Annotated in this window: 15 protein-coding genes; 7 read left to right on the top strand and 8 right to left on the bottom strand. The window is 40.5% G+C overall.

Annotated features, from left to right (window positions below; all coding sequences use genetic code 11):
- Positions 1–71: 71 nt before the first annotated feature.
- The 5 genes from dnaE to HC725_RS03270 all read left to right on the top strand — a co-directional run bounded on the left by dnaE (position 72) and on the right by HC725_RS03270 (position 7,603).
- Positions 72–3,551 carry a DNA polymerase III subunit alpha gene (dnaE, locus tag HC725_RS03290; RefSeq protein ID WP_190330356.1) on the top strand — a complete coding sequence of 1,160 codons (3,480 nt, stop codon included), beginning with the start codon at positions 72–74 and terminating at the stop codon, positions 3,549–3,551.
- A 108-nt stretch (positions 3,552–3,659) separates the two neighbouring features.
- Positions 3,660–4,619: an acetyl-CoA carboxylase carboxyl transferase subunit alpha gene (gene accA / locus HC725_RS03285; protein ID WP_190330355.1), complete on the top strand. Its 960-nt coding sequence runs from the start codon at positions 3,660–3,662 to the stop codon at positions 4,617–4,619.
- 142 nt (positions 4,620–4,761) lie between these two features.
- Entirely contained in the window at positions 4,762–6,126 is a 1,365-nt protein-coding gene (gene tilS, locus HC725_RS03280) for a tRNA lysidine(34) synthetase TilS (protein WP_190330354.1), read from the top strand.
- Positions 6,127–6,276: 150 nt separating this feature from the next.
- Positions 6,277–6,615, top strand: coding sequence for a nitrogen regulatory protein P-II (glnB, locus tag HC725_RS03275; RefSeq protein ID WP_190330353.1), 339 nt, complete (start codon positions 6,277–6,279; stop codon positions 6,613–6,615).
- A gap of 103 nt (positions 6,616–6,718) precedes the next feature.
- A complete protein-coding gene (locus HC725_RS03270) occupies positions 6,719–7,603 on the top strand; it encodes an endonuclease/exonuclease/phosphatase family protein (RefSeq protein WP_190330352.1) in 885 nt (294 codons plus the stop codon).
- Positions 7,604–7,685: 82 nt separating this feature from the next.
- Here the strand turns inward: HC725_RS03270 and HC725_RS03265 are convergent, their stop codons facing one another.
- Both HC725_RS03265 and gloB read right to left on the bottom strand, forming a co-directional pair.
- A complete protein-coding gene (locus tag HC725_RS03265; RefSeq protein ID WP_190330351.1) occupies positions 7,686–9,224 on the bottom strand; it encodes a lytic transglycosylase in 1,539 nt (512 codons plus the stop codon).
- A 269-nt stretch (positions 9,225–9,493) separates the two neighbouring features.
- Positions 9,494–10,276 (bottom strand): hydroxyacylglutathione hydrolase, encoded by a 783-nt coding sequence (gene gloB, locus HC725_RS03260; protein WP_190330350.1) that lies wholly within the window; start codon positions 10,274–10,276, stop codon positions 9,494–9,496.
- Between the two features lie 38 nt (positions 10,277–10,314).
- On the opposite strand from gloB, the gene HC725_RS03255 reads away from it, so the two are divergent.
- Complete coding sequence (locus tag HC725_RS03255) at positions 10,315–11,070, top strand: methyltransferase domain-containing protein (RefSeq protein ID WP_190330349.1); 756 nt, start codon at positions 10,315–10,317, stop codon at positions 11,068–11,070.
- A gap of 63 nt (positions 11,071–11,133) precedes the next feature.
- Positions 11,134–11,559 carry a cysteine desulfurase sulfur acceptor subunit CsdE gene (gene csdE, locus HC725_RS03250; protein WP_190330348.1) on the top strand — a complete coding sequence of 142 codons (426 nt, stop codon included), beginning with the start codon at positions 11,134–11,136 and terminating at the stop codon, positions 11,557–11,559.
- A gap of 2 nt (positions 11,560–11,561) precedes the next feature.
- On the opposite strand, the gene HC725_RS03245 is transcribed toward csdE, so the two are convergent.
- The 6 genes from HC725_RS03245 to HC725_RS03220 form a co-directional block, all read right to left on the bottom strand.
- Entirely contained in the window at positions 11,562–12,827 is a 1,266-nt protein-coding gene (locus HC725_RS03245) for an aminotransferase class V-fold PLP-dependent enzyme (protein ID WP_190330347.1), read from the bottom strand.
- A 102-nt stretch (positions 12,828–12,929) separates the two neighbouring features.
- Entirely contained in the window at positions 12,930–13,835 is a 906-nt protein-coding gene (gene panE / locus HC725_RS03240; protein WP_190330346.1) for a 2-dehydropantoate 2-reductase, read from the bottom strand.
- Between the two features lie 126 nt (positions 13,836–13,961).
- Positions 13,962–14,780 (bottom strand): nucleoside-specific channel-forming Tsx family protein, encoded by an 819-nt coding sequence (locus tag HC725_RS03235; protein ID WP_190330345.1) that lies wholly within the window; start codon positions 14,778–14,780, stop codon positions 13,962–13,964.
- Between the two features lie 350 nt (positions 14,781–15,130).
- Complete coding sequence (locus tag HC725_RS03230; RefSeq protein ID WP_190330344.1) at positions 15,131–16,471, bottom strand: AmpG family muropeptide MFS transporter; 1,341 nt, start codon at positions 16,469–16,471, stop codon at positions 15,131–15,133.
- A gap of 93 nt (positions 16,472–16,564) precedes the next feature.
- Complete coding sequence (locus HC725_RS03225) at positions 16,565–17,110, bottom strand: peptidylprolyl isomerase (RefSeq protein ID WP_190330343.1); 546 nt, start codon at positions 17,108–17,110, stop codon at positions 16,565–16,567.
- Positions 17,110–17,709, bottom strand: a complete 600-nt coding sequence (locus HC725_RS03220) for a YajG family lipoprotein (RefSeq protein WP_238928413.1) — start codon at positions 17,707–17,709, stop codon at positions 17,110–17,112. The genes HC725_RS03225 and HC725_RS03220 overlap by 1 nt, the downstream gene beginning before the upstream one ends.
- Positions 17,710–17,714 lie beyond the last annotated feature (5 nt).

The raw sequence follows: 17,714 nt of genomic DNA, 5'->3' as shown, positions 1-17,714 counted from the left end.
CTTTCATTGAGACTAAATACGTCATCTAAGCACATAATTTGAACATACAATCTGAGCAAAAATAGAAATTTATGTCTGATCCTAAGTTTGTACATCTGCGTATTCATAGCGACTATTCCATGGTGGATGGTCTGTCAAAAGTGCCGCCTTTGGTCAAGAAAGTGGCAGAATATGGCATGCCTGCAATGGCGATTACCGATTTTACGAACTTATGCGGTTTAGTGAAATTTTACGGTAATGCGCATAGTTGTGGGGTAAAACCTATCATAGGCGCAGATTTTACTCTCCAGTCACCGGAGTTTGGCGACGAACTTACTAAAATCACTATCTTAGCAAAAGACAATAAAGGCTATAACAACCTTACTTTATTGATTTCTGAAGCCTATCAACGTGGTCATATACAGCACCAACCAGTGATTGATAAAGAATGGTTAGTGAATCATAAAGAAGGGTTGATTATTCTTTCTGGAGGACGTGTTGGTGAGGTTGGACGAGCTTTACTCAAAGGCAATAAACCTTTAGTGGACGCTTGTGTTGAGTTTTATCAAACACATTTCGAAGATCATTTCTATTTAGAGTTAACTCGTACCGGCCGCGCTGATGAAGAAAGTTATCTGCATTTTGCGCTAGATCTAGCCGAGCAATATCAACTGCCTGTTGTGGCGACTAACGAGGTGGTTTTCTTATCGCCAGACCAATTTGATGCACATGAAATTCGAGTGGCTATCCACGATGGTTATACTTTAGTTGATCCTCGTCGACCTAAAAATTATAGCGCACAACAGTATCTTCGCACTGAAGATGAAATGTGCCACCTGTTTCGAGATATTCCCGAAGCACTACAAAATTCAGTTGAAATCGCCAAACGCTGTAATGTTACCGTACGTTTAGGTGAGTATTTTTTGCCAAACTTCCCAACAGAAGGTTTGGCCATTGAAGATTATTTAGTTAAAAAATCGCAAGAAGGTTTAGAAATTCGTCTTGAGTTTTTATTCCCAGATGAAAATGTGCGCTTAGAGAAACGCGCGGAATACGATGAACGACTTCAAATTGAACTCGATGTTATCAACCAAATGGGCTTTCCCGGTTACTTCTTGATCGTAATGGAATTCATCCAGTGGTCAAAAGATAACGACATTCCAGTGGGGCCGGGACGTGGTTCGGGCGCTGGTTCATTGGTGGCTTATGCTTTAATGATCACCGATCTTGACCCATTGGAATATGATTTACTCTTCGAACGATTCTTAAACCCAGAACGTGTTTCCATGCCCGATTTTGATATCGATTTTTGTATGGATAAGCGAGATCAGGTTATTGATCATGTTGCTGAAATCTATGGTCGTGATGCGGTATCTCAAATCATTACCTTTGGTACTATGGCGGCCAAAGCGGTTATCCGTGATGTAGGCCGTGTACTCGGTCACCCTTATGGTTTTGTGGACCGTATTTCAAAAATGGTACCACCGGATCCTGGAATGACATTAGCGAAAGCTTTTGATGCCGAACCACAATTACCTGAAATTTATGCTGCCGATGAAGATGTAAAAGAACTCATCGACATGTGCCGAATTCTTGAAGGTTGTACCCGCAATGCCGGTAAGCACGCCGGTGGTGTGGTTATATCGCCAACCACTATTACAGATTTTGCCCCAATCTATTGCGACTCGGAAGGGAACTTCCCTGTAACTCAATTTGATAAAAATGACGTAGAGACGGCCGGCTTAGTTAAGTTTGACTTTTTAGGTTTAAGAACGTTAACCATTATTGATTGGGCTTTAGGCTTAATTAACCCAAGGCTTGAGAAAGAAGGCAAAGCACCGGTTCGAATTGAATCCATTGATTTAAAAGATCAAGCATCGTTTAAAGTACTACAAAATTCTGAAACTACCGCCGTTTTCCAGTTGGAATCGCGTGGTATGAAAGATTTGATTAAACGCCTTCAGCCGGACTGTTTTGAAGATATTATCGCACTCGTTGCGCTTTTCCGTCCTGGGCCATTGCAATCAGGCATGGTAGATAACTTCATCGATCGTAAACATGGCCGTGAAGCGGTGTCGTACCCTGATGAAAAGTGGCAACATGAGTCTTTAAAAGAAACATTAGAGCCAACCTACGGCATTATCTTGTATCAAGAACAAGTCATGCAGATCGCACAGATTCTGGCTGGCTATACGCTTGGTGGCGCAGATATGTTACGCCGTGCGATGGGTAAGAAAAAGCCAGAAGAGATGGCAAAGCAGCGCTCGGTATTTAAAGCGGGTGCTGAAAGTATCGGTGTCGACGGTGAGTTGTCGATGAAGATCTTTGACTTGGTAGAAAAATTTGCCGGTTATGGATTTAACAAGTCGCACTCGGCCGCTTATGCGTTAGTTTCCTATCAAACCTTATGGCTCAAAACTCATTATCCAGCTGAGTTTATGGCGGCAGTAATGACTGCGGATATGGATAACACCGAGAAAGTGGTTGGCTTGGTGGATGAATGTATTCGCATGAAAATTAAGCTATTGCCACCAGATGTAAATTCTGGCTTATATCGCTTTAATGTGGATGAAGAAGGCGCGATTGTTTATGGTATTGGTGCGATAAAAGGGGTGGGCGAAGCGCCGATTGAAAATATTATCGCTTGCCGTGAACAAGGTGGTCACTTTAAAGATCTATTTGATTTTTGTGCTCGGGTGGACTTGAAAAAGTGCAATAAGCGCGTGATTGAAAAGCTAATTCAAGCAGGTGCATTAGACCGATTAGGTCCGCATCGAGCTGCATTAATGGCCTCGGTAGAAGAAGCAGTAAAAGCAGCTGGTCAATTTCATCAGGCTGAATCTTTTGGTCAGTCGGACATGTTTGGTGTATTGACGGAAGCGCCAGAAGAAATTGAACAAGCTTATGCTCAGGTACCTGAATGGCCCGAAAAAGTTTGGTTGGAAGGTGAAAAAACTACATTAGGCCTATATTTAACGGGGCACCCTGTTAATGCTTATTTAAAAGAACTGAGTAAATATACCCAGTGTAGGTTGAGTGATTTACAGCCAACGCGCCGTGATCAATCGTTAACTGTAGCCGGTTTAGTAATTGCCTCACGTGTGATGACCACAAAACGTGGCACTCGAATTGGTTTGATGACGCTTGATGATCGCTCTGGCCGTGTGGAAGTGATGCTGTTTTCTGATTCACTGGAAAGGTATGCGGAATTGCTAGAAACGGACAAAATAGTGATCGTTTCTGGACAGGTCAGCTTTGATGACTTCAATGGTGGCCTTAAAATGTCGGCAAGAGAGATCATGAGTTTGGCCGATGCCCGAGAAAAGTACGCCAGAGGCTTATCCATCTCATTAGATGAAAAGCAAATCGATGGGGCATTTTTCGAACGTTTTACTCGGGTTTTAGAGCCTTATCGAGCAGGAACGGTACCTGTGAATATTTATTATCAACGCCAAGATGCTAGAGCAAAATTGGCGTTGGGTGTTGAATGGCGAGTGACGCCAGAAGATGAATTACTCGACGAATTGAAACTTCTTATCGGTTCTAAGCAAGTAGAACTCGAATTTAACTAAAGAAAAGGGCATTATTAGCGCATTCGCTAAAATATGCCCTGACTAAATGTATTTGCTATCTCCTTAAGTGAATAGCAAAACAACTAAATGATATTAAAGGATCCATTGATGAGCCTAGATTTTCTTGAATTTGAAAAACCTATCGCAGAGTTAGAAGCTAAAATTGAAGCCTTACGTGAAGTCTCACGTCACGGTGGTCAATCTTCTGTTGATTTAGGTAAAGAGATCAGCCAACTAGAAGCTAAAAGCCTAGAGCTAAAGAAAAAAATCTTTGGCGATCTTGGCGCGTGGCAGGTAGCACAACTTGCACGTCATCCAAAGCGTCCATATACCTTAGATTACATTGAGCATGCCTTTACTGAGTTTGATGAATTAGCCGGTGATCGTGCTTATGCTGATGATAAAGCCATAGTTGGTGGTTTGGCTCGCTTAGATGGCCGTTCAGTGATGATCATTGGCCATCAGAAAGGTCGTGAGACGAAAGAAAAAATTCGTCGTAATTTCGGCATGCCTCGTCCTGAGGGGTATCGCAAGGCATTACGTTTGATGGAAATGGCAGAGCGTTTTAATATTCCGATTATTACTTTTATTGACACTGCGGGTGCTTACCCTGGTGTTGGTGCGGAAGAACGTGGCCAATCTGAAGCGATTGCGCGTAACCTTAAAGTGATGTCAGGACTTAAAGTTCCAGTAATTTGTAATGTTGTTGGTGAAGGCGGCTCCGGTGGCGCACTGGCGATTGGTGTCGGTGATTATGTGAATATGATGCAATATTCGACGTATTCGGTTATTTCTCCTGAAGGTTGCGCATCAATTTTATGGCGTGATTCGGATAAAGCGCCACAAGCGGCTGAAGCCATGGGCCTTGTTGCACCTCGCCTAAAAGAGCTTGGTTTGATTGATCAAATCATTGAAGAGCCATTAGGTGGTGCGCATCGTGATAAAATAGTCTCTGCTGAAAATATTAAAGCCGTTTTACTCAAACAGCTTGAAGAGCTAGATCAATTAGATCATGACAACTTGCTTGAACGTCGTTACCAACGTTTGATGAGCTATGGTTATTGCTAAGCTTATCTTCTTGAGTGCTTAGATTTTTAAGTATTTAGACTTAAGTATAGAAATGAATATTGAAGCGAGCTGAGGCTCGCTTTATTTTTGTCTATTTATTATCATTATTCCAATTAAATTCAGCTTTAGAGTAGTTTCCTTTATGTTATATCGTCACTTTTGCGAGCAACTTAATGCGTACCTTTTACATGATTTACCCGTAGATGCGCATTTCGTTTTAGCGTTAAGTGGCGGTGTCGATTCACGAGTAATGCTGTCTCTGCTTGGGCGATTTAAAAATCAATATCCGAACTATCGTTATAGTGCAGTGTATGTTCATCATGGATTGAGTGATAACGCGGATCATTGGCAGAAGCAATGCAAGAATTATAGCCAACAAGCCGATATACCTTTTTATGCAGAAAAAGTAACCTTAGATCTCGGCGCGCAAGTGAGCATTGAGCAAGCTGCGCGTGACGCTCGTTATCAAGCCTTATCTAATTATATTGATGAAAATAGTGTTCTTTTGACGGGGCAACATGCTAGCGATCAAGTTGAAACTTTTTTATTAGCTCTAAAGCGAGGTAGTGGGCCTAAAGGTTTGTCGGCCATGGCAGAGTTGTCAGATTTTTATCAAGGTCATTTATTGCGTCCATTTTTATCCATTTCTCAAGCGAACATTCAAGAGTATGCAGAACATCATAATCTTGATTGGATAGAGGATGAAAGTAATCAAGATGTTCGCTTTGATCGTAATTTTATTCGTCATCAGATTACTCCGTTATTAAGAGAAAGGTGGCCTCAGATCGAAAAAACGGTCGCTCGCAGTGCTGCATTATGTGCGGATCAAGAAGCATTGCTCCAATCGCTCTTGTATGAGCGTCTACAAGGAATGATCGGGCCAGATGATAGTTTATCGATTAAAAGCCTTAAACAGCAGGCTCAACCAGCAAGAGACGCATTAATCCGCATGTGGCTGGCTAAGCTTGGATTCTTAATGCCAAGTGAGAAACAATTACAGCAATTATGGCAAGATGTGGCTTTAGCAAAAGCGGATGCTGCTCCAGAGTTTCGTTATGGCCGAACTCAAGTTGGTCGATTTGATAATAAGCTTTATGTTTTTGCGGTAGCTGATGATCTGTCATCCATAGTATTAGACTGGAATATTACTACGTCATTAATGTTGCCGGATGGGTTAGGCCAATTGAGCTTAGTTTTTGCTGGAAAAGCGCCGGAATTAGAAGAGGGGGATCTGGCCTTTGATCTGTCACTAGAATCTGAGGTGCAGCATCTACAAGTTATATTTTCACCTTCAAGCATCACGGCACAACCAGAAACTCGTCAACATAGCCGTAAACTAAAAAAATTGCTGCAAGAGTATAAAGTCCCAACTTGGCAAAGAAATCGAATTCCATTACTTATGGATGGAGAATATCTAATTGCAGCGTTAGGTTTATTTGTCTGTAAAGCCTATAGCGGCTGTACACATCAGTTAGTATGGCATAGATCAAAACTACACAAAAAGTAACGAACAAGTAGACAAGTATTTGATTCAATTATCTTCAATGGAATGAGAACTAAACGTAATTATTATTCTTTTTCAGATAACGCTCTCTTTTCAGTAATCTATAGTATGAGTATACTGAACCAATATTTCAGGAATTTAGGGATAAACATAATGAAAAAAATTGAAGCAATCATCAAACCATTTAAGTTAGATGATGTACGTGAAGCGTTAGCTGAAGTTGGCATTACCGGTATGACGGTGTCAGAAGTGAAAGGATTCGGCCGCCAGAAAGGGCATACAGAGCTTTATCGTGGCGCTGAGTATATGGTCGACTTTTTACCAAAAGTGAAACTAGAAATCGTTGTTTCAGATGATGTATTGGACGATTGCATTGATTGCATTATGAAAACGGCACAAACGGGTAAAATTGGTGACGGCAAAATTTTTGTTTCAGAAGTCTCACGTGTAATTCGCATTCGTACTGGTGAAGAAGACGACGAAGCGGTTTAAATATAGATCACCTCTATGTACTTGACGAAGGGAGCATTACGCTTCCTTTTTGTTTATCTACCACCTGAAAATTACCTTCCTCAATTATTAAAGGTTATTGGGTATGAAAATAAAACGCATTAAATGGTCGTTGGCTGTGATTACGGCATTGGTTTTAATTGGGTTTACTGCGTTTTCGTGGGTGTTTTCCGTACCAGATAAGCCGCAACTTATTTCTATTAACCATGATACTGAGCGCAGTGATTGGTATTGCCATCAAGCCAAGCAAACTGAAAAGTCTCAACAATCCCAGCCATCGATTGATCAAAATGGTGATCTTCATGTTTTAGTCTGGAATATTCATAAGCAACTTGATGAAGGTTGGCAGCAAGCATTGACGGCTTATAGCCTACAAAGTCAGCTGATGTTATTACAAGAGGCGAGCTTAACACCTGAGTTGAACCGTTGGATTGATGATCAAGTTTGGGGAGCCAGTTATGTTAATGCTTTTAAGATTTTTGATGTTAGTGCGGGAGTATTAAACCTATCGCAATCATTACCTAATAATGCTTGTGCTTATACCGCGCTTGAACCGTGGATCCTTCTTCCTAAATCTGCTTTGTATGCGCAGTATTCTTTATCAAATGGTCAGCAACTAGGTGTGGTGAATTTGCATTCCATTAATTTCACATTGGGGACGAAAGACTTCCAATCACAAATTACCCATTTGAGTAAAGCAGTGAAGAAGCACATCGGGCCTTTAATTATTGCGGGTGATTTTAATACTTGGAGTGAGACTCGAACTAACGAGGTGGGGAGATTAATGATTAAGCTCGGAATGCATGAGGCTCGCTTTGCTCCTGACAATCGTCGCCGATTTATTAATGGATTAGCGTTTGATCATGTTTTTTATCGAGGATTAAAATTGATAAAAGCGACATCGCCTCAGACTACTGCTTCAGATCACAACCCTATGTTGGCTCATTTTCGATTAATCAACGATCAATAAAATACAAAAATCCCCAATATTGGATTATGTGCCAAGGATTGGGGATTTTTAATTTATGTTGTATAGGTTTTCTGTCGATTGTCTAAACGCTACCAACTTTGGTTACATCTACATAAAGTTTCAATTTTTGACCCGGCTTTAAATACTTTTCTTCTGCGATTCCGTTCCATTCAACAATATCTGTTGATTTAACTTTAAATTTCTCTGCAATATCGCCAATGGTATCGCCAGAGCGAACATTGTAATAAACGGTTCTTATTATTGAACCATTCTTATTGCCTTTCCAGATGACTAATTTTTGCCCGCTTCGCAATGAATCCTTTGGTGCCATGCCATTCCAGCGAGCTAAAGCATCGACTGTTATATTGTTTTTATGAGCAATAGACCAAAAACTATCGCCCTTGGTAACGATGTAATTCGTTTTATATTTTCCGCGAGTAACGGATTGAGTTTTGGCTAAACGATTTTGAGCACTTAATGCGTAGGCTTGATTATTTTGAGTCGAACGCGGCACAAGTAAATACTGCCCAATACGAATGTTCGCACCTTGTAAGTCATTTGCTTGTTGAATGACTTTGGTCGTAGTTTGATTTTTTTGTGCAATGACACTTAATGTATCACCTGATTTTACTTGGTAACGTATTAACTTGATGCCCTTACCGCGGTTTTCGGCAGCTTTTTGGTTAAATTGATCGACGTTATCAATCGGGATTAAAAAGTCATGCGGTCCATCAGGCGCTGTGGCCCATTGGTTAAAACCAGGATTATAACTTTGCAACTCTTTGACTGAGATACCTGCATACTGCGCGGCAATCGCGAGATCGAGCTGCTCTTTCGGATCGACACTGGCTAATACCGGTTTGTTATCAATGACCGGAATTTGCACTCCATATTCTTCTTCATTTGCTAAAATATCGGCTAAAGCAAGTAACTTGGGTACATAGCTACGAGTTTCTTTTGGTAAGTCCAATGAGAAAAAATCCGTTGGTTTCCCTGCGTTTTTATTTTTTCGTATAGCACTAGATACTCGACCACCACCGCTATTGTAAGCTGCAATGGCATTCTCCCAGTCTCCATCAAATCGATTACCTAAGTAGGTCATATAATCGAGCGCCGCATCGGTTGCCGCACTAACATCACGTCGGCCGTCATACCAATAATTTCGTTCTAAACCAAATCGGTCGGCCGTCATCGGAATGAACTGCCATAAACCTGCGGCACTACCGAAAGAGTAAGCAAATGGGTCAAATGCACTTTCGACGACAGGAAGTAAGGTTAGTTCTAACGGTAGTCCGCGATCTTCAATGCGCGTCGTGATCATATATAGAAAAGGCGCGGCACGTTCTGAGACAGTTTTTAGGTGATCCGGGTGAGTTAAATACCAAGTACGATAATAGTTAACTGTTGGATCATCATCTGGGATCGGCAGTGTAAACTGCATTGATATGCGTTTCCAAAGATCAGCTTGTTCTTGTGGCGTGAGCTGCTTTGGTGGCTCAAACGGTACTGCTTTAGTCGCAGTGGTTGCTTCTTTATCCGAAATTGTAGCGCTATCATTGTGAGAAGGAGCGGTTTGGCAGCCCGCTAATAGCAGTACCAGTATCCAGATAAACGGTTTCATTCATGTCGCCTTTTCAGAAATGGTTGCAAATAATACTTGTGTTAGTGATTTGCTGGCAAGTGAGAAAAGATAAAAATAGCATAAATTTTTATTTATTCAGCATATTCAATCGTTACTGATTGTTTTTATTTATCTAGAAAATGTTCAGGTGTAAGAGGATGCATGGAGATGAAGTATTAATGGAAGTAAATTGTTATCGATATGAAAATCCAATGTTGCTGCTTTGCTTGCAGTAACATTGGATGGTTTATGCGTTTAAACGTAAAGATTTAGAATTCATTTTTCCAATCACGTAATGCACTAAAAACAGATAAGGCTGAAAGATCGCTGGTTCTTTTTGAAACTGCCTTCATGACATTAGGTTCTTGGCAACGCAAAAATGGATTGACCCATTTTTCTTGACGCAAGGTAGTTGGAATAGTCGGTTTTTCTTGTGCTCGTAGACGGTTCACTTCATCACGATATTGATGTAATAAATCATTTTCGGGTTCGACAGCGAGCGCAAAAGAGAGGTTAGAAGAGGTGTATTCGTGAGCGCAATATACTTCTGTTTCTTGCGGTAATGATGCCAGTTTTTGCAACGAATCGTACATTTGTAGGTAAGTCCCTTCAAATACACGACCGCAACCAGCTGAAAATAGTACGTCGCCACAAAAAAGCTTACCATCCCCCACATAGGCAATATGACCATTCGTATGCCCTGGGACGTCGATCACTAGAAATGTTTCCCCAAAGATATCAATATAATCGCCACCTTCTACCGATTGGGTCAACATCATAACAGGATCATTTGCAGGTCCAATGACTTTTGCTTTTGGATAATGACGTAGAAGTTCTGCGACACCGCCAACATGGTCAGCATGATGATGGGTTATAATAATCGTATCGAGTTGTAAATTTTGACTCTGTAATTCGGCAAGAGCTGGTGCAGCTTCGCCCGGGTCAACTAGTGCGCAACGTTGATCATTACCTTGAATTAACCAGATGTAATTATCATTAAACGCTGGGATGTTTTTAATCGTTAGTCCAGCCGTATTTGTTTCTGTTAACATGGGTAAAACTCCAATCTTGCCGCGAAGAGACGTATTGTATGAAGCCAGCACGAAGTCAAAAATCTTTTTCTCAGCCGTATTCATGGCAGCAATTGAAAAGTGCTGAATGGGCTTTTGACTCGATCCAAACTCGTCTTGATGAATGGTGTCCAAAACTGTTTGGCTACCATATGTTAAAGCTTGGCGGTTTAAGTTGTGAGCTTGAAACAAGTAATTGTAATATTAAGCATCAGATTCATCTTGATATTACTAACTCTCGTCATACCGTCATTGCAGATGCTTTTGACTTACCTTTTGTTGAAAAAAGTATCGATACAGCCTTGATTTGTCATCAGCTTGACTATTGTAGCGATCCTCATCGCTTGTTGCGAGAAGTTGATCGAATAATTATTGATGACGGTTATATGATCCTAACAGGCTTTAATGCTATGAGTATTTTAGGCTTTGCAAGAATGCTTCCTTGGCGGAAAAATAATCTGCCATGGAGCGGTAGAATGTTTACACCTTATCGTATTAAAGATTGGTTGGGCGTTCTTAACTATGAAATTATTGACTCTGATTGCTATGGATTATTCCCATCACGAAAAGCAAATAGCCCATTGAGAACATGGCTAGAGCATAGTTTAGGTCGTTGTGCTTCTTCATTTGGAAGTGCTTATTTTATTGTTGCTAGGAAGCGTACTTGTCCACTTCGCCCAGTGAAGCCTAATTGGAAATCAAAACGGCGTTTAGCACCTGCAAGTGTCAGCTTTAATAACAACGTTGCGGATAGTTCGACGTTTGATGAAAAATAGGCATGGTTGAATGCTGCATTCTGGTTTTAAAATCTGGCGAGAAATATACATTAAAGGTAAAAAATGATTTGTTCTACTCATCCATTTGGGACTGAAATTACGTCTCAATCTGTTATTGAAACCATGCAATCTTTGACTAATTGGGAAGATCGTTATCGCCAAGTCATTATATGGGGAAAGTTATTGCCTAAAATGTCTCAAGATATGAGAGTTGATCAAGATTTGGTGTCAGGCTGTGAAAGCCAAGTATGGTTAATGTCTGAATTTGATGGCAGCGTTTGGCATTTTATCGCTGACTCAGATGCTCGTATAGTCCGAGGTTTGATTACTTTGGTTTTAGCTGCTTTTAATAATCAAACACCTCAACAGATTTCAAGCTTTGATACTCAAGCATATTTCGAACAATTAGGTTTAGTTGAGCATTTGACGCAAACCCGAGGTAATGGCTTGCGTGCCATTGTCGATAAAATTCAGGCAATAGTTCAATAGGTTTAAAGTAAATCAATACTCTTGGTTAGTGCGTTGAGAAAGGCGCTAATATCTTGTTTATTATTATAGATGCCTAATGACACACGAACTGTACCATTTATCCCTAGTGCCTCCATCAGTGGGTGAGCACAATGGTGACCAGAGCGCACCGCAATATTTTGTTGATCTAATAATGTCGCGATGTCTTGATGATGAACTTCTTCATGATCAATCGTGACTTTAAAGCTGATCACGCTACTGCTGGTTTGTAGCCCTATAACTGTAACTTCTTCGATCTCATTTAATCCATCGACTAATTGCTGGTGTAAAGCATCCTGATAGGCGGTGAGTTCCGCATGATTAAAATGTTGTAACCAGCCGATCGCGGTGGCTAAAGCAATCGCACCTGCCACATTCGGTGTGCCAGCCTCAAATTTTGCTGGAAGCTCTGCGAAAGTGGTGTGTTCAAAGCTGACGTGTCGCACCATTTTTCCTCCACCGTGCCAAGGCGGCATGGCTTCTAATAAATCGAGCTTGCCATAAAGCACACCAATACCAGTTGGCGCATAAAGTTTGTGGCCAGAGAATACATAGAAATCACAATCAAGATTTTGCACATTGACGGCTTCATGAACTATGCCTTGAGCGCCATCAATAACAACGACCGCGCCATATTCATGTGCTGCTTGTGTTATTTTCTCTATGGGTTGACGTGTACCCGTTACATTGGTGATATGAGCTGCGGCGACAATTTTAGTTCGTGTACTTAATAGTGATTCAAATACCGACATATCCCAGTGGCAATCCTTCGTCATCGGCACTTTTATGACTTTGGCACCGGTTTGTTTTGCCACAATTTGCCAAGGTACGATATTAGCGTGATGCTCCATTTCGCCAACTAAAATTTCATCATCTGCTTGTAGTGTGCTGCGGGCATAAGTTTGCGCGATAAGGTTAATAGCTTCAGTTGCTCCACGTGTCCAAATGATTTCTTTACTATGCTGAGCATTAATAAAATGTTGAACTTGGTTACGAGCTTGTTCGAATTGAGCGGTGGCATTGGCAGTTAAGCTATGACTTCCACGGTGTACATTGGCATTTTGTTGGCGGTAGTAGTGACTAATGGCGTTGATCACACAAAGTGGTTTTTGAGTGGTAGCTGCACTGTCTAAATACACTAATGGAGACGTTGTATTTTGTTCTATGGAATTAAATGCAGGAAACTGGCGACGAACAGCCTCTATATCAAAACAGATATTGCCACTATTAAACGTATTCTTACCATCCATAAAACTCTAACCATATACACAAAAAAGCTAAGACGGCGAGTATAAATCAAATCATGGAGCAGCCCAATATAAAGCCGTTTTTTATGTGGATTTATTGTCAAGTTATTGAGTTGAGTATTGTGCTTCAAGTTGTTTGATTTGGGAAAAAAGTTGCTGATTCATTGGGGTTTCAATAGCATGCAATTTTGCTGCACGGATCAAGTGGCCAGTTATGTAATCAATTTCAGTTACTCGCTGATGAGCTACATCTTGTTGCATGGAGGAGTAATTATCAGCGGTAGTTAAAATGACATGATTGATAATTTTGGTCAGTTGATCGGCGGAAACCTTAATACCTTCGGCATTCATTACTGGGACTATTTCTTGTATTAAAAGATCTAAGGTTGGCGTGAATTGCCTTTGTGTTAATTCACCATTTTTACATTGATGAATTGCAGTAACAGGGTTGATGACACAGTTAATAGCAAGCTTATTCCACAACGCGGTTTGAATGCTTTCTTCCCAATTAACGGGTGATAATGCGTTATTTAATGCCTTAAGAACATAGTGGCTGATTATGTTCGAGTTATAAGGACCAATCAATGTTCCCCCTAAACCTGTGTGTTGAACATGGTTGGGTTTTGGTCGAAAGGCAGCTTGAGTTGTGGTGGCTAGGTAAACCGGAAAATCAGCAAGTTGGCTTTGTAGATTATCAACCGCACCCATTCCATTGTGAATAAAAATAATTGAGGTAGTGATTGGTAAATAAGTCAGCAAAGGAGATATAGCTTGAGTAACTTGAGTTGACTTCACTGTTATCAGCAGGCATTCACATTGTGTTAGATAGTCATGTTGATTGGTTGGAAATGTGTAAACAGAGTCATTGTTAGAATTCATGTCGAGAGTGACTTGGGCTGTTTGTTGGTCTGGGTTTCTGGTGAACACACAAACTTGATGACCTGCTTTTTGTAATTTTACTGCCCACAACGATCCAATCGCGCCTAATCCTACAATGCCTATGTTCATCATATCTTCCTTGAGTAATTATCCATCAGCTTAACATTGTGATCGCGTTATTTTAATCAAATCCAGCAAGAAAAAAAGCGCAGGCTATAGAGCCTGCGCTATTTTAAGTATTAACCAATAAAAGATTGATTAGAACTTGTAAGTCACGTCGAAGTAGTGAGCAAATCCATTAGTATCTAGACCATATGCGCCATCTTTAATACCGTAAACATTGTGGTAAGCTTTTAAGCCATAACCAACTGCGTAATGTTGGCTGTGCCAGTAGATGCCATTAAACATCGCACCACCATTGCTTGCAGTTGAATACTCATCTTTCATGCCAAATTGGTAATCGATATAACCTTGGTAAGAAATGAAAGTATCATTGCTGAAAGTATAGAAAGGTTTAAACCAGTTAGTAGAAATTTGGTAACCATTCCAATCTTTTTGATTAGAATCGTAAGTAGCGTATAGATTTAGGCCCATTTTACCAAACCAAGGCACATTTACGTCTGAACCAAGACCGATTTTTTGGGTATTAACAGCGCCATCATTTTTTGTGCCGCCATCCCATTCCATTAACGTTGCGACATATAGCTCTTGAACTGGACCAAATGATAAATCTTTACCTGTAATGGCATCAATTGACATACGAGGTGCAAATTTCATAAAGATTTTTTGCGAGTCATCGCTGCCTTTATCGTTATCGCTATTATCATTACTCGTTAGGTTGAAAACATCAACGTAGCCATAAAGATCAAAAATTCCAGAGCGACCACCAAATTCCATTTCTAGATAATCATGGCCAGAATTACTATCTGATTTAGCCTGAGGTTTCTCATTTAAAGCGTACATCAAATTAAACTGAACGAATTTATAATCATTCTTATGGATATCATCAGAGTAGTCAGCAGCTAACGCAGGGGCAGAAGCGGCAACTAAACTAAGAGCTAAAAGTGTCTTGCGCATAAGTGGGCTCTCTTATTAGTAAATGGTGGTTTGCATCTATCCGTGATGCAGTGTTCCTTTAATGGCGCTGATAATATAGTTTTAAATCCCATTTGTAAGTGATAGATCATGCAAAACCACATTTTTATTGTGATAAAGATCACGGTTACGTGATCTCATTGGAACTTACCCTAGAAAAGTGACTGTAAAACTGAACAAGTAACAAAAACGCCCAAAGCAAGCGATTGCATTGGGCGTTTTGTATTTAGGGGGCTGAGTTTTTATATTGATATTGTTCAGTGTGTGTCTTGGTTTTTTATATCAATTTTCTGAATGCTACTGTTTTGTTGAAGACTATCGTTTTTTGAATATCAGCGTTGGTCTTTGGCCTTTTCTAGCAAGTTATGAAAATAGTGTCGTAACGAATACAGCATGATCAAACTTGGTATCACCATTAAAGCGGTAATGATAAAGAACAGTGGCCAGTTATTTAAGTAGTCCACTAATTCACCGCTGAAGGACGCTAGAGTTGTACGGCCAAAATTACCTAAAGAAGCGAGTAATGCATATTGAGTCGCAGAAAATGCTTGGCCTGTCAGCACGGTTAAGAAAGAGACAAATGCGACGGTTGAAAATGCAGTGGTGAAGTTATCAACCAAAACAGTGGCCAGAAATAAATGCTCGTTTGGCCCAACCGATGCCATCCATGCAAACATTAAATTACTGCTCGCCATTGCGATACCACCGATCATTAATCCTTTTACAATGCCAAACCGAACGTTAAACATACTGCCAATAAAAGTGAACAGCATGGTTGCACCCCAACCAATCAGCTTGGAATAATCACCAATTTGTTCGTTGCTAAAACCGACTTCTTTGTAAAAGACAATCGACATACGACCAAGGAAGGCTTCACCAATTTTGAACAGAAAAACAAATAGCAAAAGGGTCACTGCGACTTGGGCACCATTACGACGAAAGAAATCAAGGAAAGGTTCAATTAAGGTGACGGATAACCAAGCAGTGATTTTCGACTTAACTACTTTATTATGGCGTTGTTCTGCTTGATGTTGAAGCTCATCGCGTTGGGTAATGGGTTCACGAGTGAACAGAGTAAATAGCATGAGTAGAATAATAACGGCAGTCATACCATAGTAAATATTATTCCAACCTAAAATATCTGCATTGGCAAAGGCAAAATAGCCGGGCAGAGAATAGCCGGTCCACCATCCAATTACAGACATGGCAGAAGCTTGAGGGAGTTTGCTGTGACTTTTTGAAAAACTATCAATCCGAAAAGCATCAATCGCAATATCTTGTGTGGCAGATGCGGTTGAAATCGCCAGCGCAATTGCTGACATCAAAATAAGGTCATTAGCAGGATTTAGCCCCGCGATATAAAAAGTGCAAATTAAAATGATCGTTTGACACAGAAATATCCAGCTGCGACGTTGGCCGAGGAATGGGTATAGAAAAGGTAATTTAACGCGATCAACTAAAGGTGCCCACAAGAAATTAATCGCATAAACGGCAAATACTGAACCAAAATAACCAATAGCAGTACGGGTTAGCCCTGCATCGGTGAGCCATCCGGACATGCTTGAGCCAATTAAAACCCATGGGAAACCACTCGAGCAACCTAACATGAAAATCCATAATAGGCGCTTGTCTAAATAGGATTTAAAGGTTTCTTTCCATGTCATTGAAGCCATTCAATACTCCTTAATGGGCGAGCAGATAAAATAATCGAGCCATCAAAGTTATCGATGATGGCTCGATTGAAATCTATAGTGGATACGAGAGGGCTATTTCACTACTGTCATGTTAGTGATCAGAATTGGAGTGACAGGAACATCTTGCATGCCGCGTTGTGAGCTAGTTGGTTTTTGTGCCATTTTTTGAACGACATCAAAGCCTTGAGTCACTTTACCAAAGACGGCATAGCCTGGGTTGCTACGAGCGTAATTTAAAAAATCATTATCAGTCAGATTAACAAAAAACTGACGAGTCGCTGAATTTGGATTATTAGTACGAGCCATTGCAACGGTTGCCGTATTATTTTCTAGGCCATTGGAGGCTTCGTTACGAATTGGTGAGTATGATGATTTCTGGTTAAGATCCTCATCAAAACCGCCACCTTGAGCCATAAAGCCCGGGATCACACGGTGAAATTGAGTGCCTACATAGCTGCCATCATCGACATAACGTAAAAAGTTTTTAACCGAAATAGGCGCCATCTGCTGATTAAGATCAATGGTGAAGTTACCGACAGTGGTTTCAACTTTTACCAGAGGCGCGGCAATGCTTGATACGCTAAATAGTATTAAAAGAGAAAATACGATCTTTTTCATTAAAAGTTACCTTTCATATAATTAGTCAGTTCAGAATCTTTGGCAATATTGGCTAACACGTTACTTGATACGCGGTTAATGACTTCTTCAACATCAGCAATGCTGGCTGTAAATGATCCTGTTTTGTTCCCTGTTCCTTGGTAACTTTTTACAAATTTACCATTAGGTGTCTCCGCGGTAATTTGAATCACAACTTTTCCGCTAATCGCAAATTTCATCGATTTTTGATCGACCTTTGCAACGGCATCCACAATTTTGATGTTTAATGTGTTGTTGCTGTTTTTGGTTTTTGCAAAGCCTTGAGAGTAAAACTGTTGATAAATAGCGCTAGTATAAGCTTGACGTACATTTTGCTTGGCATGCAATGGTTGTACTTGTTCTTGGCCATCCATTTTTATTTCAGCAATATATTGCGCGGTGCGGATATCTTGGCTAGTTAGCGTAAAGGTTTTTCCGTTAACTATTTGTTTAGCACTCAATGTTGATGATGGCGTGAGATTAACCAAATCATTTTGAGATACGCTGGCACAAGCCGATAATAATACGCTTGCCGTAACGATGAGTATGGTTTTTAATTTTTTAGCAGAGTACATTTTCATTATTA

The organism is Vibrio sp. S17_S38, from assembly GCF_014694375.1.
Classification (GTDB): Bacteria; Pseudomonadota; Gammaproteobacteria; order Enterobacterales; family Vibrionaceae; genus Vibrio.
This window is presented reverse-complemented; position numbering and strand designations above follow the sequence as displayed.